The sequence below is a fragment of the Metamycoplasma auris genome (assembly GCF_003253435.1).
Classification (GTDB): Bacteria; Bacillota_I; Bacilli_A; order Mycoplasmatales; family Metamycoplasmataceae; genus Metamycoplasma; species Metamycoplasma auris.
This window is the reverse complement of sequence record NZ_QKUB01000038.1, coordinates 1-1,155: the sequence shown is the minus strand read 5'-3', so window position 1 is coordinate 1,155 and position 1,155 is coordinate 1. Positions and strand designations below refer to the sequence as shown.

The following is a 1,155-nucleotide window of genomic DNA, read 5'->3' as shown; positions in this document are numbered from 1 at the left end:
AAAGAACATACCTTCCATAGTGGTAACATTTGAGACATCTCAGCTAGAAATGTTTTGATTGAAAGAAGAATTGAGAAATAACCCACTCATATTAATTACATTCTCTACATTTCATTTTGAAATATCTTGGTTGAAATATGAATGACTAAACATTCCTGACAAATCAACAATATTGGATGTATCTCATTCTTCGATTCCAACTAGTTTTTTTGGTCAAAAGTTAGGGTTGAAATAAATTACTCCTGGATCATAGCATCAGTTTTTAAACATATCTTCTAATGATGTTATAACTTCTGGCAATTTGTTCGGAACTTTCCCTATATTTATAGGCATTTTCGTACTTTGTACTAAACCTTCCTTATTTTTGTAATATCCAATTTCAAGTATTTCTTCAATAAAATGCTCTTTAGTTATATCTTTTTCATTAGTGTATTTAATATAGCCGTTTTTGTCTTTATACTTTGTAGGTTTATCCACTCCTTCTTTTTGTGCTCAATAAATTAGTTTGATTTGATTATTGCCTACTGAAACATTAAGATGAGATTGTAATAAATCTTCATCAATATGAGCTCCATCTGGTTTGTATCTATAAGGTTCTGCATATTTGGTTGCAGATAAAGTACCATTGGGTTTTAATTCAATATTTTTTAGACTAGTATAATTTTCTTCATACTCTTTTATAATTTTTTTCAATTTATTAAAAATTACTAGTTCTGAGTGATATGTTGTTATTTCAGGGAGAATATAAGTATTAAATAAATGATTAATTACTTCAATTACAGTATTAATTCTAGAAAAACCTAGACTAATAACTTCTGAATTAAAAACTCTTATGTTAATAGTTTTATCATTCAATAGGTTAACTTTTTGATTTTTATCCCTGTCTTGCAATTGAAGCAAGTCATTTTTTAAAAAATCGACATCAATAAAATCTCAATATTTTACATATTCCTTAGGTATTTCATTAAAATGCTTAGATAAGTCTTCTCCAAGTATTCTAATAACGTCACCATAAGTTTGAAATGAGTGAATCTTACTAAAAGTTTCCTTATCCCAAGTCTTATTAACTAATTCTTTTAATTTTGGAATCACATCATAATTTCAATCAATATGTATTTCTTCAGGAACGCTTTCATCTAACTTTGGAGCATTATT

General features: G+C 27.0%; 1 protein-coding gene. It reads right to left on the bottom strand.

Annotated features, from left to right (window positions below; all coding sequences use genetic code 4):
* Nucleotides 1–1,155, bottom strand: a 1,155-nt coding sequence (locus BCF89_RS08855) for a BspA family leucine-rich repeat surface protein (RefSeq protein WP_170108369.1), incomplete at both ends; no start/stop codon positions are given.